We start from the raw sequence: 4015 nt of genomic DNA, 5'->3' as shown, positions 1-4015 counted from the left end.
GCTCCACCTTCGGGCCTTTCGGATTTTTTGAAAAGCTTTGACGCCGCGTTCCCCCACACCCCCAACCCTTCAAAAACGTTTGCCACGGTCGCTGATGGGGCACGCCGCTCCCACAGCCCTCCCCTGCTCCGCCGTCCCCCGACAGCACGAAAAAAGATGAGGCCTGACGGAGCAGACTGTCCTGCGGGACAACGGCGGGGACCTGCGCCCGCTCCAAAGTAAACGTTTTTGCGGGGTGGAGGGGGTACGGGGGAGGCGGGGCGCTTTTTTCAAACACTCCCCCCCCCCCCCCGGGGCAAAAACCCCCCCGACCGACACCCCCCCCCTCCGCCCCCCACCCACGTAGAGACCGCGCCCCCCCCCCCCCCCCAAAAAAAAAAAAAAAAAGCGCCCCGCCTCCCCCGTGTCAAAAAGCCCTCTCCCCCCTAGTTCTGGGGCGGGAAAACGAGACTGCGGACCTGGCCCGACGTGCCGGCGGGCGGCATTTCCTTGCCGTCGTAGCGGATGCGGACGCCGCCGGCATTGCCGAGCTTGAGCTCGAGGCGGGTACTGAAGGTCAGGGCGAAGGTATCGCCCTTGCTGAGCGAGAACTGTCGGACGTCGGTCTTGTCGGCGCTGGAGTGGATCCAGCATTCTTCGGTGGCGATGATGATGACCTTGTGCTGCCCGGGCTGCACGTCGCCGGCGGCCTCTTCGGCTTCGGCCTTTTCGGGGGCGGCGGTCGCGGAGGGAGCCGGTGTGCTTGCGGCAGTGGCGGGGGCGGCCGGAGCGCTCGCGGCGGCCGGAGTTTCCGTCTGCGCGGCGGGCGCGCTGGGCGCTGCGGACGGCGCAGCCGGAGCCGCGGCTTGCGGAGCGGCAGTCTGCGGCGTTTCGCGCGGAGCTTCGCGCTCCTCCTGCTTGTTGCCGGCCTCCACGTCAGCCGCCGTATCTTCTTCCGGCAGACCGGAGGGCTTTGCCACCTTGGGGGCATCCGTACTGACGCCGCCCAGCATATCCATCCCCTTTTGGATGAGACCGCTGTTCCAGAGGAAATAACCGCCTCCCACGAGGATGACCAGCACGATGATCAGGGAGAACAGTCTGCCCGCAGCCGCGTTGCCGCTTTCTTCGGCGGGCGTGTAGACGGCCTGGGACGCCACGATGTTTTCCTGCGGCGCAAGGCAGTGCAGCACATCTTCGATCTCGGCCTGCGAAAGCCCGAGGAAGGTCGCGTAGGAACGGATGAAGCCGCGGGTATAGGCCACATGCGGCAGGGATGCCAAATCAGCCTCTTCCAGGGCACGCAGCTGCCGCGCGCCGATCTTGAGCGTATTGGCCACATCTTCGATGCCGAGGCCCCGCCGCTCACGCTCGGCCTTGAGGGCCGCGCCCAGTTCTTCCAGATTCATGTTCGTTCCTCTCTGCCGCTACAGCCGGATGTCGATGACGGCGCGGCTGCGCAGCTGACCGACGTAATCCTCAAAACGTTCCATAGCCTTGGGTTGACGGAGGATGGCGTCGATCTGGGGCGTGGCCTCTTCCAGGGTCAGCGGCTTGTCGGGGCCGGTGGCGCCGGGACGGAACAGCATCACCTGCGCCTTGATGTTCTTCTGGATATTGAACAGGGGCGTCACGTCGCCGGGACGCATGCTGTTCAGCCGTTCAGACCATTCGGGGTTGAGCTTGTCCCACTCCACGGGGCCCATGTCGCCGCCCTTTTCCTTGTTGGGGCCCACGGAATACTTGCGCGCCGCTTCGGCGAAGCTCAGTTTGCCGGACTTGATCTGCGCGGCGATGCTGCTTGCATTGGTGTTGGGATGATAGACAAGCAGGCCCATGTGCAGGCCGTCGCGCAAAAACAGTTCGTTCTTGTGCTTGTCGTAGTAGGCCTTGACCTCTTCCGGCGTCACGACCACCTTGCGGCCGACCTGCATCCCCATGATCTTCTGCCGCATGATGTTGCTCTTGAAGGTCTCGCGCAGTTCGGCAAGGGAAAGCCCCTGCCGCTTGAGCTGCGCCTCGAACTGGTCGCTGGTCAGGCGGCGCTCCTTCATGATGTTGATGAGCTCCTGGTCCACCTCGCTGTCCGAGACCGTCACGCCGAGCCGTTTGGCCTCCTGCTCCACCAGCATATTGATGATGAGGTTATCCAGCGCCTTGCGCAGCACCTCATTGACCTTCTTGCTCTGTTTGGGATCTTTGGGATTGAGGCGGGCGCGCGCCAGATCCGGCAGGGCGGCCTTCTGCAGGTCGAACATGGTGATGACCTTGCCGTTGACCACGGCAGCCACGTTATTGAGCTGGGCGGCCTCCGCACAGGTCGCCATGACCAGCAGACACAACAGGAACAGAAGAATATTTTTCACGAAGGTTCTCCCCTACACGGTATGGACTGAATTCTCTGCCAATAGCCGCAATCCGCGCAAAAGGCAATGGGCACCCCGCCCTCCTGCCCGCCGGACAAGGCCTGATCAGGAGGATCCCCCCGGCGTCCTTGCGGTTTTTGCGGCGTCGTCCGCCTTCGCCGCTTCGGCCTCCTCGGACGTGGCCGCGGGAGAGGCTTCCTCCTGCGGAGACTGCGCCGCACCATCAGCCGCCGGAGCGGCCTTGCGCGCCTCACGCTCGCGAGAGCGGCGGGCCATGTCTTCCAGCACCGGACGCAGGGCGGCGGCCACCCGGATATCCGCGTTCGCCAATCGCCGCTCCAGCCATTGGCTGAAGGCGATCCGCAGCTTCTGCTCACGCAGGGCTCCTTCGATGAAGGGATACACGGCGGCAGCGGGCTGCACCCCGCCCTTGTGGCGCACCACCACGCCAAAGGCGCGGAAACTTCCGTCCACCTCACGGATCTTGCCGCACTTGCCCTCGTCTATGGCAGCCACTTCCTTGCGTTCCGGCTGGGGCAGCTCGGACTCTTCCATATCCAGGCACTGCACGCGCAGGCCGTCGGGCACATTGTCCCGCCCGGTGGGGAAACGGCGGCAGTAGGCTTCCAGATGCGCCTTGTCCTCACCGGCCAGAAAACAGAGCATCATATGCTCCGGCACATGGAAACGCTCTTTATTGGCCGCATGGTAGGCGCGCACCTCGTCCACGCTGATACGTATGCCCGGCAGGAGCACCAGCCGCTCGAAGGCCTGCATGGTCAGATGCACCCGCAGCAGCTGACGCCAGTCGTCATAGTCGAGCGCCTCCCGCTCCAGATAGGCGTTCAGATCCTCATCTTCGTAGTCTTCGCGGATGAGTTTTTCCTCGCGGCTGACGGTCTCTTCGCTGACGGACTGCCCGCGCTCGGCAAGTTCCTCTTCGGCAAGACAGGCGATGATGAGCGTTCCCAGCGCCTCGCCGTACTGGTTTTTCATGCTTTCCGGCGTGCTGACCTCCAGCGCGCCCATATCCACGGAGCGGCTGTCCATGAGGGCTTGCACCAGACGCAGGGTGATGGTCTTGCCGTTGACGCTGGCCACGGCCCCGTCCGGCAGGCTGCTTTCCACACATGAGGCCGTCAGCAGGCAGCTCAAAAGCAGCAGACAGCACAGGAGCAGCGGCGGCTGCTGCCTGCCGCTGGGATGATCGGGGGAAATGGCACGACGGAACATGGCTTCCTCTCTGCGGCTAGGGCCTGTTAACACTGTTCGCTGTTTGTTTGGGGGGAAGGGGACCCCCTCCGCCTGCGCGGGAGGCGACCGAAGGACGGCCCGCAGGGCCGTGCCTGTTAGGGTCTGCCAATACAAATTTTAACATAATCTCACTAGATAAAGCAAATAACCTGTACACGCTCCGCTTGCTTTGGGGGCGAGAGTCACCTTGCGTCCCCGGCTCTTTCCCCGAATAAAAGCGCACTGGGGAAGGGATGGGGGGCTTGGGGGGAAGGATGGCGAGAACGCCTTTTCTCGCTCCGCTGCGAAAAGGCTGGGCCCTCCCGCGCCGGCGGAGGGGTTCCCCTTCCCCCCAACAGGCATCGACAGCAGAGCGCGACCGAAAGGCGGCCCGCAGGGCCGTGCCCGTTAGGTGACGCAGGAGCCTTACGGGCATC

3 protein-coding genes are annotated in these 4015 nt (G+C 64.1%); all 3 read right to left on the bottom strand.

Features of this window, described 5'->3' with window-relative positions; translation table 11 throughout:
* Nucleotides 1-425: 425 nt before the first annotated feature.
* Complete coding sequence (locus tag Q0K12_RS12350; protein ID WP_297263273.1) at nucleotides 426-1388, bottom strand: helix-turn-helix domain-containing protein; 963 nt, start codon at nucleotides 1386-1388, stop codon at nucleotides 426-428.
* 18 nt (nucleotides 1389-1406) lie between these two features.
* On the bottom strand, nucleotides 1407-2345 hold the full coding sequence (locus Q0K12_RS12345) for a SurA N-terminal domain-containing protein (RefSeq protein ID WP_297263272.1): 939 nt from the start codon (nucleotides 2343-2345) through the stop codon (nucleotides 1407-1409).
* A 105-nt stretch (nucleotides 2346-2450) separates the two neighbouring features.
* Nucleotides 2451-3578: a peptidyl-prolyl cis-trans isomerase gene (locus Q0K12_RS12340; protein WP_297263271.1), complete on the bottom strand. Its 1128-nt coding sequence runs from the start codon at nucleotides 3576-3578 to the stop codon at nucleotides 2451-2453.
* Between the last annotated feature and the right edge of the window lie 437 nt (nucleotides 3579-4015).

The sequence above is a fragment of the uncultured Desulfovibrio sp. genome, from assembly GCF_944324525.1.
Classification (GTDB): domain Bacteria; phylum Desulfobacterota; class Desulfovibrionia; order Desulfovibrionales; family Desulfovibrionaceae; genus Desulfovibrio.
Note: the sequence above shows the minus strand (reverse complement) of the source record. Positions and strands in the feature narration are given on the sequence as shown.